6 protein-coding genes and 1 pseudogene are annotated in these 16712 nt (G+C 42.6%); all 7 read left to right on the top strand.

Annotated elements, in window-relative coordinates; translation table 11 throughout:
* Nucleotides 1-44: 44 nt before the first annotated feature.
* The 7 genes and pseudogenes from LI112_RS13275 to LI112_RS13245 all read left to right on the top strand — a co-directional run bounded on the left by LI112_RS13275 (nt 45) and on the right by LI112_RS13245 (nt 16673).
* Entirely contained in the window at nt 45-515 is a 471-nt protein-coding gene (locus LI112_RS13275; protein WP_114002924.1) for a helix-turn-helix domain-containing protein, read from the top strand.
* Between the two features lie 130 nt (nt 516-645).
* The gene (locus tag LI112_RS13270) at nt 646-747 is read left to right on the top strand and encodes a putative holin-like toxin (RefSeq protein WP_015524590.1); all 102 of its coding nucleotides are present in this window, start codon (nt 646-648) and stop codon (nt 745-747) included.
* Between the two features lie 1035 nt (nt 748-1782).
* A complete protein-coding gene (locus tag LI112_RS18545; RefSeq protein ID WP_319638779.1) occupies nt 1783-2175 on the top strand; it encodes a TnpV protein in 393 nt (130 codons plus the stop codon).
* Nucleotides 2176-3824: 1649 nt separating this feature from the next.
* A pseudogene (locus LI112_RS18540) lies at nt 3825-8732 on the top strand (SNF2-related protein); the annotation flags it as partial.
* Between the two features lie 54 nt (nt 8733-8786).
* Nucleotides 8787-13604 carry a DUF3849 domain-containing protein gene (locus LI112_RS13255; protein WP_227190862.1) on the top strand — a complete coding sequence of 1606 codons (4818 nt, stop codon included), beginning with the start codon at nt 8787-8789 and terminating at the stop codon, nt 13602-13604.
* Entirely contained in the window at nt 13601-13846 is a 246-nt protein-coding gene (locus LI112_RS13250) for a transposon-transfer assisting family protein (RefSeq protein WP_227190861.1), read from the top strand. Before LI112_RS13255 ends, LI112_RS13250 begins: the two co-directional genes overlap by 4 nt.
* A gap of 724 nt (nt 13847-14570) precedes the next feature.
* A complete protein-coding gene (locus LI112_RS13245; RefSeq protein WP_138277355.1) occupies nt 14571-16673 on the top strand; it encodes a penicillin-binding transpeptidase domain-containing protein in 2103 nt (700 codons plus the stop codon).
* Nucleotides 16674-16712: the final 39 nt, after the last annotated feature.

Below are 16712 nucleotides of genomic sequence, written 5' to 3'. Positions count from 1 at the left end.
GGGCTGTGGTTACTGCACAGCCCCATTTTGAAAAGGAGAAGAAATTGAAATTAGGAGCAAGAATAAGAAAAATCCGTATGTTTCGCAACATAACTCAAAAGGAATTGGGACGCAGATTAGGATATGGGGAAAGTAGTGCGGATGTGAGAATCGCCCAATATGAAAGTGGACAGCGTACACCGAAGCAGGAAACGCTTATCCGGATAGCAGAAATATTGGAAGTTGATGTCCGAAATTTTTTAAGTCCTGGAATTGCGACAATGGACGAATTAATGGAAACTTTATTCTGGATGGATGAAGAAAATAGAGGGCTTTTTCATCTGTTCCTGCTAAATGATTCAGAAAGTGAAATAGTTGGAATCACAATGAGGGATAAAAAAACAATGTCTTATCTGCAGGAATGGATGGGGAAAAAGCAGAAATTGGGCGATGGAAGAATCACAGAAGAGGAATATCTGGAATGGAAACTGCATTGGCCAGAGAATAAGAGAAAAACAGAATATAAAACCGTATGAAGTAAAAAGGAATTGCTTTGCGGAGAGTTACCTGTTAGAATATTACTGGAGTAACCGTGTACAGGGTTGGTAAAAACCTCCTGGATTTTCAGATTCCGTTAAGGGATACAGAAGAAGGGAGGTGGAGCGAATGGATACATACGAAGTCTTGAGCTTATTGTTCTTAGGCGGTACGTTTCTGATTGCTTTGCTTGCCTATTTGGATAATAGGGACAACAAGCGAAAAAAATAGCCTACCCTGTCTGCCAACAGGATAGGCAGCTCTCTTTGAGAGCAAAATAAATTAAAACCTAATCCAGGAGCATCCACCTTGTGGGCGGTTACTCTTTTCAATTAGAATATAGCATTTTCTCTCCGAAAAGTAAAGTACATTTTATGCAGCCAATTCTAAAAAAGAGTGGGCTGTTTTTTTATTGATAGGAGGGAAGTTTAATGTCTAAACTACAGGACATCCGAAACTTGGTGCAGGAACATGCCGTATCAGTGAGCAGTTCGCCAGGGGATTGGATGGATTATATGGACACAGCATCAAGGTTATATCGTTATTCTTTTTCAGACCAGCTTCTGATCCATGCACAGCGTCCAGACGCAACAGCCTGTGCATCACTGGAACTATGGAATGAAAAGATGTTACGCTGGGTAAATCGTGGTGCAAGAGGAATTGCCTTGTTTGATGAAACCTGGCAGAATACCAAACTTCGTTATGTGTTTGATATTTCGGATACCCACATGGTAGCCGGAGGCAGAAGCCCATATCTTTGGAAGATGCAGGAACACCAGAGAGAAGAGATCCTCACCCATCTGGCAGAAGTCTATGCTCTGGAAGAAAAGGATGCGGCAACTTTGCAGGACGCATTGATGGCGGTCGCAAGGGAAATGGTCAATGACAATCTGGAGGAATACCTGGATGGATTGGAATATGCTGTAGAAGGTACTTATCTGGAAGATCTGGATGAGGTGACGATCCGCAGTGATTTTCGTCAGCTGGCAACAGACAGTGTTTACTATCTGCTTTCCAGGCGATGCGGGCTTGACCCGATGGAACTTCTGGAAGAAGAGGACTTCATGCATATCACAGATTATAACCGTCTGTCAGTTCTCACCTTCCTTGGAAATGCGGCAAGCCAGCTCAGTGAGAGTATTCTGATTGATATTGGAAAGACCGTACATAAAATTTCTCTGGAAGAAGCGAGAAAAGAGGTTGAAAAATCCAATGAAAGGAATTATAACAACTTTACCACGTTAATATGCGAAATTAAAAATCAGGATGCAGAAACGAAAAAAGAAGGAAATATTGAAAATGAAGGAGGAAACGATTATGGAACTGACATATCATCGCAAGGGAGATTACCTGTTTCCGAATCTGACCGTCGAAGAGGAAGAAGTGACGATCGGGAAATATGGGATGCTGCGGAGGACATTTCTGAAAGAACACAAGAACAGCCTTTATCAGAGCCTGTTCCTGACCGGGAAGCTGAACAGCCATCTGGAACAGATCGAGAAAGCAGCACAGGAGAGAATGGACAGCCAGATGGAGAAATTACTGGAGAAGAATCCGGCACCGGACAAGGAAGCAGATCCGATGGCATGGACAGCACACATGAACGTACTGATGGCAACAGCGGAAGAGAGCATCTTGACGGAATTGGTATACAGTTAGTCGAAGATACAAGAGAAGATGGATTGAGTAAAGCAGAGGAAGAAATCGCCTCTGCTTTATCTTTGCCCGAATATCCCACCGCAAATGAACAAAGACGGCAGATCGAGGAAAGGACAGCTGCCCTTTATGCCGGAGAAATCCCGATTCCAGAGGAAGTTGTCGATGAGATCTTACGGACAGGAGGAAACCGGAAAGCCAGCCAGCTCCGGATCATCTATAATTTCATGAGTGAACAGACACCGGAGGAATATACGGAGTTTGTGAAGCGTGAATACCGCAAAGGGGGAAAAGGTTTTCAGATTGATGGAAATGAATATTCGGTCTGGTTTGATGAAACAGGGATGCAGATCGCAGTAGGGCATACAGTTACAGACCATATCTTAGATAAGGCATTTTTATCATGGGAAGATGTCAGCGGACGTATCCATCAGCTTTTAGACCAGGGTGAATATGCACCGCAGTCTGTATTGGATGCGGCAAGAAGTAATGCAGTAAAAGAACACGCCCAGGCTCTTGCCTATATGAAAGGGGATATGGCAGAAGGAGTAGCGGAGATTGTTTTCGACGAAGAGGACTTACCACATCTTCGCAGTATCTATCCAGAGATCACGGATTATCTGGAAGAAAAATTGGAAGATCCCCAGTGGCTTTCGGAACTGGATGAAAGACTGGATGCACTGGCAGAAGCCTATGAAGAAAATCATTCCATTATGCGTTTCCATCATTATAATCCTGTAAATATCTCAAAGCAGTTTCAGAAGTTTGCGGATGAGGTCATCCCTTATCAGGCAAGGGACGGATTTGTGTGGAAAGAACATCAGATGTTTATTACGCAGGATGAGATAGATTCTTTTCTCGCAAGGGGTGGCCCTTATTCAAAAGATAGGCTCAAAACGTATTCTTTTTATCTGTTAAATGAAAATGAAAAATCCAGAACAGATTTTGTTAAAGAAAAGTATGGAGCTAATAAAAGGATTCATGCACTGCCTGATGTAGATGATTTTTATGTAAATTATGACAGGAAAGGACTGCTTCTTGCAAGAGGTGATGATAATAGCCCATATGCTTCAATTTCATTATCTTGGAAGAAAGTTGCCAATAGAATATCCTATTTGATAAGGAATGACCAGTTCCTGCAGGCAGAAGATTATGTTCATATGCCAGAATATGAACGGGAACAGATGGCGAATAAGATACTTAGTTTTTATGCTCGTCTTCCGGAAGGAATAGACAGACCATTTACCAATGACTTTTTTGGGGCTGTGTCGAGAGCAGAATTGATGGCAGTGTTGGAAAGAACAGAGCAGACAGAGGAACTGTTACAGAAGATGGATGCAGCATTGGCAGCTTTGTCATTAGATTTTGAGGCGTATGGGACAAACTATCAGCAGAAAACAGAACTTCTTTCAGAACTCCACCAGTATGCAGAAGGAACCTATACGATATTTCCGACACCGGAAGTAGAACCGTCTTTTGCGGAACCATCCGGACACCAGATGACCATGTTTGATTTCTTGGATACGAAGGCAGTGACAGAACCGACCGTAGTAGATATGTCAGATGTGGAGGAAATAGAAGAGGAAGAGGTTACTGCCAAAGAAGATATTCCGGAAAGTCAGGAACAGGAAAAAGCTGTGTTAGAACTACACAACTTCCGTATCCAGGATAATGATCTTGGTGCAGGCGGTCCGAAGGCAAAGTATAAGGCAAATATGGAAGCCATCCATTTGTTACAGACTTTGGAGAAAGAAGAACGTTTGGCAACACCCGAAGAGCAGGAAATCTTATCCCGTTATGTTGGCTGGGGTGGTATCCCACAGGCATTTGAGGAGAGTAACAGCAGCTGGGCGAATGAGTATCTGGAATTAAAGAATACCTTATCACCAGAAGAATACAGTGCAGCAAGGGCATCGACCCTAAATGCTTTTTATACATCCCCGACCGTGATCCGAAGCATGTATGAAGCACTGGAAAATATGGGACTGAAACAGGGAAATATCCTGGAGCCGTCCTGTGGTGTCGGTAACTTTATGGGAATGATCCCGGAGAGTATGAGCAAAACCAATATGTACGGTGTAGAACTCGACCCGGTTTCGGGAAGGATCGCAAAACAGCTTTACCAGAAAAATAAGATTGCCGTGCAGGGATTTGAGGAAACCAGTTATCCGGACAGCTTTTTCGACTGTGTGATAGGCAATGTTCCGTTTGGAGCGTATCAGGTCAGTGACCGCAGGTATGACCGCCATCATTTTATGATCCATGATTATTTTATTGCAAAATCCCTTGATCTGGTTCGTCCGGGCGGCGTAGTTGCAGTGGTAACTTCCAGTGGAACGATGGATAAGCAGAACCCAGCAGTGAGACAGTATATCGCAAACCGGGCAGAACTGCTTGGAGCCATCCGATTACCGAATAATGCGTTCCAGAGAAATGCCAATACCAGCGTTGTTTCTGATATTTTGTTTTTCCAGAAAAGGGACAGGGCATCCATTGAGGAACCGGAATGGTTAAATCTAAAGGAAACACCGGAAGGCTATTCGGTCAATGCTTATTTTGCAGAGCATCCGGAAATGGTGCTTGGTGATTTTACTACAGAAAGTACCCAGTACGGAAAGCAGGAAGTGACCGTAAAACCAAAAGAAGGCATTACATTAGAAGAACAATTAAAGGAAGCCGTCCAGAATATCCATGGCACGATCACGGAACTGGAACTTTCGGATACAGAGTTAGAAGAGGATGTTGTCTCTATCCCGGCAGACCCGGATGTAAAGAATTTCAGTTTTTCCGTAGTGAATGAGGAAGTCTATTACCGGGAAAATTCTGTGATGAACCGCATGGAGCTTCCGGCAATGACAGCGGAACGTGTCAAAGGGATGGTGAAGATCCGTGATGTTACGAATGAACTGATCCGGTATCAGATGGAAGAGGGAAGCGATGAGCAGGTCACAAAGCTGCAGGAAAAACTCAATGAAGAATATGATATCTTTACAGCAAAATATGGTCTTATCAGCAGCAATGCCAATAAGAGGGCATTCAGTCAGGACAGCAGCTATTGTCTTTTGACTTCTCTGGAATTTCTGGATGATAAGGGAGAACTGAAACGGAAAGCGGATATTTTTACCAAAAGGACGATCCGCAGGGCAGAAACGGTAACTTCCGTGGATACTGCCAGTGAAGCACTTGCGGTTTGCATTGGTGAGAGGGCAGGCGTTGACCTTTCCTATATGGCACAGCTTTCAGGGAAAACAGAAGAGGAGCTTACAGAAGAACTGGCAGGGGTGATCTTTAAGAATCCGATCGGTGAAAAATGGGAGCCGTCGGACGAATATCTTTCTGGAAATGTGAGGGAGAAACTGCAGATCGCAAAACAGTTTGCAGAAGATCACCCGGAATATCAGGTGAATGTGCAGTATTTGGAGCAGGTACAGCCAAAAGATCTGGATGCATCAGAGATTGAAGCAAGACTTGGGGCAACCTGGATCTCCGAGGATTACATTACACGGTTCATGGCAGAAACATTCCATACACCAAGATATTATGTAGGGAGCAAGGTCAAAGTCCAGTATGCCGAAGTGACCGGACAGTGGAATGTTATGGGAAAAAATGTGGACAGCTACGGAAATGCCCTTGTTACTTCCACATATGGAACACAGAGAGCCAATGCCTACCGCCTTTTGGAAGATGCCTTAAACCTTAGAGATACCAAGATTTATGACACGGTACAGGATGCCGATGGGGAACACCGGGAATTAAATCGGAAGGAAACGATGCTGGCACAGCAGAAGCAGGAGCTGATCAAAGAGGAATTTAAGGAGTGGATATTTAAAGACCTGCACCGACGGGAAGATCTCTGTAAAATTTATAATGAACGATTTAACAGCATCCGTCCACGGGAATATGATGGAAGCCATATTCAGTTTGTCGGCATGAACCCGGAGATCACCTTGATGCCGCATCAGAAAAACGCAGTGGCTCATGTGCTGTATGGAAATAATACGTTACTGGCTCATTGCGTAGGAGCAGGAAAGACGTTCCAGATGATTGCAGCCGGTATGGAATCAAAACGGCTGGGACTCTCACAAAAGAATCTTTATGTTGTGCCAAACCATCTGACCGAGCAGTGGGGCAGTGATTTCCTACGTCTCTATCCGGGAGCAAATATCCTGGTGGCAACGAAGAAAGACTTTGAGCCGGCAAACCGAAAACGGTTCTGTTCCCGTATTGCGACAGGGGATTATGATGCCGTGATCATCGGCCATACGCAGTTTGAGAAAATCCCTCTTTCAAGAGAACGGCAGATTGCCATGCTGGAAGATCAGATCGCAGATATTACGTTTTCCATTGAAGAAGCGGCACATCAGGCAGGGCAGAATTATACCATCAAGCAGTTGGAAAAAACAAAGAAGAGTCTTCAGGCGAGGATGAAGAAACTCAATGACCAGACCAGAAAGGATGATGTAGTAACTTTTGAGCAGTTGGGTGTAGACCGGCTGTTTGTGGATGAGAGCCATAGTTTTAAGAACCTTTTTTTGTATACAAAAATGCGGAATGTGGCGGGTATCTCACAGACGGATGCACAGAAAAGTTCGGATATGTTTATGAAATGCCGGTATATGGATGAACTGACCGGCGGCAGAGGAATCACCTTTGCTACAGGTACTCCTGTATCAAATAGTATGACCGAGCTTTACACTATCATGCGTTATCTCCAGTATGACACACTCATGCGTATGGGTATGGGACACTTTGATTCCTGGGCGGCAACGTTTGGGGAGACAGTAACCGCAATCGAATTATCACCGGAAGGAACGGGCTATCGTGCGAAAACACGGTTTGCCCGTTTTTTTAATCTTCCAGAGCTGATCTCCATTTTTAAGGAAGCTGCGGATATTCAGACATCGGATATGCTGAATCTTCCTGTACCGGAAGCAGAGTTTATCAATGAAGTCTTAAAACCAAGTGAAGAACAGCAGGAAATGGTCAGTGCCTTTTCGGAACGTGCGGAAGAAGTAAGAGCCGGTCTTGTGAATCCAACGGTGGACAACATGCTCAAGATTACCAATGACGGAAGAAAATGTGCATTGGATCAGAGGCTATTAAATGAACTCCTTCCGGATGCAGAAAAAAGCAAGGTCAATACCTGTGTGGAAAATGCTTTTCAGGTATGGGACGAGGGAAAAGCAGATCGGACAACACAGCTGATCTTCTGTGACTTGTCTACTCCAAAAGGGGATGGGACTTTCAATGTATATGATGATGTCCGAAACAAACTGGTTGCCAGGGGAATCCCGAAAGAAGAGATTGCGTTTATCCATGAATACAACACGGAGACAAAGAAAGCAGATTTGTTTGCAAAGGTGCGGGCCGGACAGGTGAGAATCCTCATGGGTTCTACACCGAAACTCGGTGCTGGTACCAACGTGCAAGACAGGCTCATTGCTCTGCATCACCTTGACTGTCCGTGGAAGCCGTCTGATCTGGAACAGCAGGAGGGACGTATTTTAAGACAGGGAAACCAGAATGACAAAGTAAAGATATTCCGGTATGTGACGGAGAACACTTTTGATGCGTATATGTGGCAGATTTTGGAGAATAAGCAGAAGTTCATCAGTCAGATCATGACCAGTAAATCCCCGGTCAGGGCTTGTGAAGATGTGGATGATACGGCACTGTCCTATGCAGAGATCAAGGCACTTGCTACAGGCAATCCGTACATTAAGGAAAAAATGGATCTGGATGTGCAGGTAAGTAAGCTGAAACTCTTAAAGGCAAACCATACCAGTCAGATTTACCGTCTGGAATCCGATATTGCAAAGAATTTCCCGGTACAGATCAGTGCATTGAAAGAGCGGATTGCCGGGATGCAGGTGGATTCGCAGGTAGTAAAAAGCGTGGATTTACAGGATAATGACACATTTGCCATGACAGTAGGAAATGTCCTTTATGAAGATAAGAAAGAAGCAGGCGAGGCATTGATTGCTGCCTGTGCAGGACTAAAAACCGTTAGCACCGGCGGAAAGGTCGGGGAATATCATGGGTTTACGTTATCTGCTTCCTACAATATGTTCTCCAATGCGTTTGAGCTGACGGTCAAAGGAAAATGCTCTTATAAACTGGAGATCGGAAAAGACCCGGTAGGAAATATGCAGCGTATCCATAACACCCTTTCTTCCATTGACAGGAAGCTGACGGAAAGCGAACAGAAACTGGAAACCGTACAACAGCAGCTTGCGACTGCACAGGAAGAGGTAAAGAAACCATTCCCGAAAGAAGCAGAGCTGAATGAAAAGATGGAACGGTTATCCGAGTTAAATGCGTTGCTGAACATGGATGAAAAGGGCAATGAGACGATTATGGCAGATGAAGATATTGGCAGAGAAGGAAGCAGCACAGATAGCAGGGATGCTGTAGAAGAAAAAGAACTTCCGGAAACAGCAGACAGAATCCATAAGCCATCTATTCTGGAACGCTTAAAGCAGGAGAAGGCACAGCAGAATACGGCGGAACAGCCACCTGTACAGAAAACTGCAAAGAAAAAACACGAACAGGAGTTATAAAAGATTTCCCGTCAGAGTTTTCTCTGGCGGGGACATAAAATGGAGGGTTTGTTTATGGCAAATAATATAGAAAAACAGTTAAAAGAAATATCGGAACGGCTGGAGCAGGGAGTAAAAGAAATCTTTACTTCGGAGAGATATACAGAATATCTGAATACCATGTCCAAGTTCCATAATTACAGTTTTAATAACACCCTTCTGATCACCATGCAGAAACCGGAGGCTACTCTGGTGGCAGGGTATCAGGCGTGGCAGAAGAAGTTTAACCGCCATGTAAAGAGAGGGGAAAAAGGAATCCAGATCATCGCACCGGCACCCATCCGTGAGAAAAAGGAGATTGAAAAGATTGACCCTGTAACAAAAGAGCCAGTGATCGGGGATGACGGTCAGCCGGAAACAGAGATTGTGGAGATGGTTATTCCAAGGTTTCGTGTGACAACAGTATTTGATGTCAGCCAGACAGAGGGAGAGCCGATTGCAGAACTGGAAGTACCGGAACTTACCGGGAGCGTACAGTTTTATGACACGTTCATGGAAGCATTGCAGAACATTTCCCCTGTGCCAATCCGCATGATGCAGATAGAAGGGGAAGCAAAGGGGTATTACCATCAGACAGAAAAGTATATCGCAATTCAGGAAGATATGAGCAATCTCCAGACCATGAAAACCGGAGTCCATGAGGTGAGCCACGCATTGCTGCATGACCGGGAGGTAATGGATGCGGAAGGAGTCTTAAAAGACCAGACAACAAAGGAAGTGGAAGCAGAAAGTATTGCTTATATTGTCTGCAATCATTTTGGTCTGGATACTTCAGAATATTCGTTTACCTATATCGCCAGCTGGTGTGAGAGCAAGGATATGAAAGCACTTCGAGCATCTATGGATACTATCCGGAAAACGTCTGCGGAAGTCATTGGGAATATCGAAACACAGATACACGAGCTGGAAATGGAAAGACCAATCGAAGATGCAAGTCTTGAAAATATAGAAGAAACAGCTATGCAGTATGCCCACCGGCTGATCGAAGCGGCAGAGGATGCAAGTAGGGGAAATTTTACGGATAGTCAGAGAAATCTTATTGTGAATTTTGCATATAAGATGGACGACAAAGACGAAGTGCTTGGACTGGTGAACCGTATGATGACTGCAATCCGCAGACCGGGAAGTGAATATACGAGAAGCCTTATGAATGAAACACAGGCACAGATTGACAATTTCCCAGATGGCGTGATCGGTTTTACAGAAATGCACGAAGCAGGAATCCGACTGGAACACATGTATCCTCTTGAAAAAAACAGGGCAGTAGAATTGTATCGTGAGGGTGCGGAAGTTTTTCTCTTACATGGAAATCCAGACAATCCAGAGCAGGCAGGACAGATTCTTGCAGAAACAGAAAATGCAATCCTGGGACATGACGGTATTTTTGGTATCACGGAAGCAGAATGGGAAGTACATAAAGAAAGAGAAGCAGCTGCCGCCAGACAGGAAAAACTGGAACAGGACAGTGCAGAAAAGATTGATGAGACACTTCTTCTGCATGGAGAAAGCAGAAGGTTTGCTATTTATCAGATGGATAGTGGAGATGAGCATACTTATCAGTTTATGGGAATAGAATCCGCAAAGAGTCTGGGCTATACCATTGACGGAAAGGATTACCGAATGGTTTATGCAGCACCGTGGATGCCAACGATCACGTTAGACAATATATTTGAACGCTTTAACATTGACCGACCGGAAGATTTCCGTGGTCATTCCTTATCGGTAAGTGATGTGATCGTGATAAACAGGGGTGCAGAGATCACAGCCTATTATGTAGATTCTTTTGGATTTCAGAAACTTCCGGAGTTTGTCCAGCAGAGAATGAACATACTGGAACATAATTCCGTCAGGGCATATCCGCCAGTTTATAAAGGAACATTGGAACAGGCAATGGGAGAACGGGATGTGGATGCTTATCTGGATTCCAGAAAGTTAAACCTGGACTGTAAGAAAGCAATCGAAGAAGCCATCCGGGAGAATTTTGACGGGCTGCACTTAAAGCAGGATGCGGCAAAAGAAGTCGTGGAACGCTTCGGGGAAGAACGTATGAATTTTGTTATGGCAAATACTATCCGTGAACTTTCCCATGATGGAAGATTTTCCAGACAGAACAAAGACTGGGCGGAGCATATCGAAGTCCCGGAAAATGTCAGCCAGGGTAGAAATCTAAACCTGGATTATGTGATCGAAAGCCACCCGGCAGTTTTAGATGGGTTTATCGACATGGCAAGAGCTGAGATCCGGATGCAGAGGATAGAACAGGCGATAGGAGAAAACGAAGTGACAATCGCGGCAGAGACAAGAGGATATGAAGCAGAAGGACATAACGGGACATGGCATACGGTTGATGAAAAGAAATATGCGGGGGAGAAGTTCTTCTTAATGGAACATGATGAATTTGGCTCCGATGTGGCAGGGATTATCGTAGCAGAAAATGGACAGCTTGTAGCGGAGGATTTATGGAATGGGTTTGATGCAGGAGCGTTAGAAGCTGTATCAGAATATTTGCAGGAAAATGGAACAACACTTTATGACTTGACGGAATTCCCGAAAGATTCTGTTGTAACCCTGCGGAGTGGACAGACACTTACAATCGAAGAAATACAGGCAGTACAGAAAGATACCTGGGAAGAAACGATGGCAGGAAAAAATGAATCTGGAACGGATGTCCGGTTTAATTTCCATGCAGTCAGTGAGGTGCAGCTGCCAGAAGGCATAAAGTTGAAAATGCCAGAGATTCATTACGTTGATAATTTTTATGTGATGGAAGATGTAAATGCAGAGGGTGTAGTAAAAGTAAACCGGTATGAATCACTGGATGAAGCGATGCAGGAATATTTACGCCTGCCAAATCATCAGGAAAAAGTGCTTGGTATCCAGAATACGGAAACAATGCAGGAAAGCATGGATTTTATCCGATGTGAAAACGGAATAGATCAGCTGACCCATGCATATGAACAGATCGGAGGGTGGCTGAATCCGGAAATATATGAAGCGGTAAATAAAATGGAAAATATGCTGGACTGGAATGAGGTACAGATTGCATATCAGATTGGAAAACAATACTTTACAATCCAGACTGCTGAAGATGGCTATGATTATACATTTTACAATGAAGATTATCAGGAGGATGATGGAGGAATCTATGACAATCCGACAATTTATGTAGATGAAGCTGCCAGTGATATTTTGGAAGATAAAGGGTACTCATTGGAAGACGCAAAAGTAGTGGATTATGAAGAACTGATGGCAGATGTGGAAGAAGTTCAGGAAGAACAGATGCAGCGGATACAATTAGAAAAAAACTGCCCAGCAAGTATTTTTGAAGGATTTCGCAGGGAAGAAGCAATGCAAACCTATGAAGGAATCGCAATGCAGTTTATCAGGAGTAAAGGGTATCTGACCATACAGGCAACAGAAGAAGGATATTCGTTTATTTTTTATGACTCTGATCTGCATGAAATCCAGAGTGGTGATTACGATAATCCAGACGCATCCATTCAGGAAGCTGCTTATGAAATCCTTAAAAGTGAAAGAATGGATGACCTGGAATGTGTCAAAGTGGATTATAAAGAATTTGAAGAAATGACGATCCAGCACTCTAAGGATTTATTGCAGGAGGGGGAACTTCGTGCGACTTCTGAGATTGGAAGAAATGAACTGGCATTAAATAGCCTGAGCAGGGCAGAAGTTGAAAGAGGTGTCCTGTATCATGCACAGGCAGTATTAGAAGATATGGGAATGGAACAGGAGGTAGAGCTGCTTGCTGCAAGAGTGTATGGTTCCAGAAGCAGACAAGACCTCTACCGGGAAGATTCTGACCTTGATGTAGTGCTTTCTTATCGTGGCAATATCCGTGAAGACAGTTTCTTCAATGAATTAAATGCTCATGGTATAGCAATGGCAGGCATTAAGGTGGACATCAATCCTATCGCAGAAAAAAGAATCACTCTGGCAGAATATATGAAGGAAGCAGATGCTTACCTTGATCAGCAGGAGATTAAAAAGCTGGCGGTGGATTTAGATAATTTCAGCTATGAATATGACACTTACGAATATAAAGATACCGTTGAGAACAGGGAAGAACAGGTGGAGAAAATCACAGAGGACATTCTGAATAAGAAAACAGAGTGTTTAAAGGACTGGCTGGTTGAAGTATCTGAAGAATCCGATATAGACAGCGATGTTATAATTGCCCGTTCTTTACTTTCCCGTTTGGAGGACGCAGAGAGATTTTCTATCTTTGACAAACAGCCAGAGCAGGAACAGCCAGAAGCCACGATCAGTTTTTATGTCGCAGAGTGCATGGAGTTTCCGGTCATGGGAGAGTACCATAATAACCTCACTTTAGAAGAAGCCATTAAAATATATGAGAGTATCCCAGCAGAGAGACTGCATGGGATTAAAGGAATCGGATTTGATCTGCAAGATGGTGATGAAGATTATTCCGGGGAATATGGACTCATGAGTGGAGACAGGATAGACAGGGATCTGATTGATATGATTCCACATTATAAGGAAAGCCCATTGGTACAGAAAGCAATCAATGACATGGAAAAGTATCTGAATGAGAAACATGGAAAAGTGCAGGAGGCAGAACAGACCGTGGAAGTGAAACAGAAAGTTTCAGAAACACCATTCAAGAAAGAATCCGTATCAGTAGAACCGAACCGGGAACAAAACAAAGAGCCTGCAAAGGGTGGAAAAGGGGAACTGAAAAAATCCGTGCTGCAGTCGTTAAAAGAGTTCCAGGCAAGAGCAAAAGCACAGGAGCAGAAAGAAATGGCAACTGAAAAATCCAAAGCACATACGAAGGGGAATGTAGAATTATGATGAATCTGGCAATGAACTTTGATACAGATGAATGCTTAGTGACCGCAATGTTTGATAAAGGCAACCGAAATGATACGATGGAAGCTATCGACCATATCATTCCATTTCTGAAAGGGGATGCGGATATGATCGGGCTGGTCTGCAATACCATAAGAAAGCTGTTCTGCATGAGTGATGAAGGCTATGAGATTTTTCTTATGGACTTGGAAGATTATAAATCGGAACTGGAAGAGGGGGAATGAATTCAAGCCAGAGTGCAGTATAGCAGGTGAAAGATGAGAAGCGAAGGAAAAAGTGTCAGCATTGAGAAGTGTTAACAGGTATATATTGGAAGAATTCAGCCAGGGAAACTCTGGCTGATATAAAAACACATCTACAGAAACAGTGACTGAAGAAATTTTGAGTAGTGGAATTGGGAAGAAGTATTTAGATACTATAATAAAGAGATTAGCTGGCTTGTATACTGACAGAGAGGACATAGTAAACAGATTTGAGTTATTATCAGGGATTGTAGGGAGATTCCGAAGAGCTTTTGTTCAGATGATGAAACAATAGGATTGGTACAGGAAATATATGGAACAAAAGTTAATAAAGGGATTTGTTGCGTTTTCTGCTATAATAATCTGCCAGCAAAGAATGTGTTGTCTGAATATGTTTGTGATTATAAGAAACGAGCAGGGTTATTTCAAAGATCAGCAGATTTAGAGTAGTTCTTTTTTTCTGAGAGAAAATTAAAAATCGTTTTTGGTTCTTCTGGAGAGTGATTATAGCGTTTGGGAAACATCCGGAGAAACCATTACCTCAGGGTGTCGTAAAGTTCTTTATCAAAGAAGCTTTGAGATGCCCTTTCTTTTTTATCCAAATCTTTTCTTTTGTTTACATATATAAACCTAAGAAAAAGCTTGACGTTTAAATATTACAAGTGTAATATTTAAGAAAATATGAAAAAAGGAGAAATAAAACTATATGAGAAAAAAGAAAAGAAAAAAACACACGAAGATTATCACAAAAATAGTTTTATTTAGCGGTATATTGATTGGTGGTGAAATCGGTATTGTAACAATAATGAATTGTAATGTTCCTGAAAAAAGACTAATGGAATATATGAAATATATTGAAAAAGGGGAATATGAGCAAATGTATGCCATGCTGGATCAGAAAAAAAGCAGCATGAACAGTAAGGAAGAATTTATAGAACGAAATTCTAAAATATATGAAGGCATTGAGATGTCTGATCTGTCCATAACTGATATTACAGTAAAAAGACAAGAAAACGGAAATGCGGCGGTTTCCTATACAACAAATATGCAGACTGCTGCAGGAAATGTAGAATTTACCAACGATGCGGTATTTTCACATGATTGGACAGGATATCATTTAATCTGGCAGGATCAGTTGATTTTTCCAGAGTTATCTGCAACGGATAAAGTTCAGGTAACGTCAGAAGAGGCAAAGAGAGGAGATATTTTAGACAGAAATGGTCGTCAGTTGGCTGGAGAGGGAACTGCATCTTCGGTAGGAATTGTTCCGGGCAGGATGGAGAACAGAGAAGATACAATAAAAAAACTGGCAGAGTATCTTGGAATTGGAGCAGACGAAATTGAGGATAAGTTAAAAGCCGATTGGGTAAAAGCAGATTCTTTTGTACCAGTAGCAACAATTCCTAAAATACAAGAGGTCGATCTTCTGACAGTGAATCCGGATGAAACTGTTCTGGAAGAAAAAGAAAAGCAGGACACATTATTGAAGATTCCAGGTATTATGTTATCTGATGTAAAAGTACGAACTTATTATCTAAAAGAAGCTGCCTCTCATCTGGTAGGGTATGTACAGGCGGTTACAGCCGAGGATTTGCAGGAACATAAAGGGGAAGGGTATCGTACAAACAGTGTGATTGGAAAGACGGGACTGGAAACGCTTTATGAAAAAGAACTAAAAGGGACAGATGGGTGTGAGATCTGTATTGTAGATGCAAATGGAAATAAAAAAAGTGTTATTGCATATGAGCCTAAAAAAGATGGAGAAGATATCCATACTACGATTGATGGCGATCTTCAAAGTACTCTTTATGAACAATTTAAAGAAGACAGAGGATGTTCTGTAGCCTTGAATCCTTATACAGGGGAAGTACTGGCGTTGGTAAGTACGCCATCTTATGATAATAATGATTTTGTACGTGGAATGGACAACAGCCAGTGGAGTGCATTAAATGAAAATGAAGACAGGCCTTTATACAACCGCTTTCGCCAGACATGGTGTCCTGGCTCAACTTTTAAATCTGTAATTGCTGCAATTGGATTAAAAGTGGGGGCATTTACTGCAAATGACGATTTTGGAAATGAGGGTCTGGCGTGGCAGAAAGATTCCTCGTGGGGAGATTATACAGTGACTACACTTCATGATTATGCACCTGTGATCTTGAAAAATGCGCTTATTTATTCAGATAATATTTATTTTGCAAAAGCAGCATTAAAAATTGGTGCGGATCAACTGATGCAGTCTCTAAATCAAATAGGATTTAATCAGGAACTTCCATTTGATATTAAAATGTCAGAGTCCCAATATTCTAATACGGACAAGACAGAAACAGAAATCCAGCTTGCTGACAGTGGGTATGGACAGGGACAGATTCTGGTAAATCCTTTGCATCTTGCAAGCATTTATACGGCTTTTCTAAATGATGGAAATATGATAAAGCCATATCTTCACGCGGATGGTGGAAGCACTTCCGGTGAAATCTGGATAAAAGATGCTTTTTCACCACAAATTGTTTCGGAGGTTATGGAGGGGTTAGAGGGTGTAGTGAATAACCCGGAAGGAACTGGTTATGGAGCATGCCGGGAAGACATTAGATTAGCAGGAAAAACCGGAACAGCGGAACTGAAAGCTACAAAAGAAGATACATCTGGAACAGAAATTGGCTGGTTTACAGTTTTTACTACAGATAGAGATGCAAAGAATCCTATTTTGCTCATCAGTATGGTAGAGAATGTGAAAGATATTGGAGGAAGCGGTTATGTGGTGGAAAAGGATAAGGCGATACTGGATGAATATCTTGGTAATGAATAATTTTTACCTTTAAATATTACAAATGTAAGAGGAAAATGA

The sequence above is a fragment of the Blautia sp. 210820-DFI.6.14 genome (assembly GCF_020558815.1).
GTDB lineage: Bacteria > Bacillota > Clostridia > Lachnospirales > Lachnospiraceae > Blautia_A > Blautia_A obeum.
Note: the sequence above shows the minus strand (reverse complement) of the source record. Positions and strands in the feature narration are given on the sequence as shown.